Source organism: Arthrobacter sp. 05T423 (assembly GCF_056396245.1).
The window spans coordinates 1-411 of sequence record NZ_JBFTLC010000122.1 but is presented as its reverse complement, the minus strand read 5'-3'; the positions used below and the strand labels follow the sequence as shown (position 1 = coordinate 411).

The 411-nt window shown below is 64.5% G+C and carries 1 protein-coding gene; it reads left to right on the top strand.

The annotated features are described in order from the left end of the window. A partial coding sequence (locus AC1DFE_RS24195) for a multicopper oxidase domain-containing protein (RefSeq protein WP_476908347.1) occupies positions 1-408 on the top strand: 408 nt, incomplete at its 5' end. Positions 409-411: the final 3 nt, after the last annotated feature.

Genomic DNA, 411 nt, shown 5'->3' with positions numbered 1-411 from the left:
TCGGGCGGCGGCGAAACGGAGTGGCTGATCAACGGCAAGCCCTTCGACCCGCAGCACGTGCTGGCAAGCCTGAAGAACCGTGCCGGCCGCACGCCGCTGGCCCAGCAGAAGAAGGGCAGCTACAACCTCTGGGAGATCCGCAACGGCGGCGGCGGCTGGGTCCATCCCTTCCACCTSCACATGGAGGAACACCGCGTGGTCATGCGCAACGGCAGRGACGTCACCAAGGGCGGGGACAAGTCCCATCCCGATGATGTCTCACGTGAGGATCTGGTGGCCCTGGATCCTGGCGAGTCGACCATCATCTACCGCGGCTTCCGTGACTTCGTCGGACCCTACGTGGCACACTGCCACAACCTGGCACACGAGGACCACGCCATGATGTTCGGCTGGGAGATCACGCCATGACAG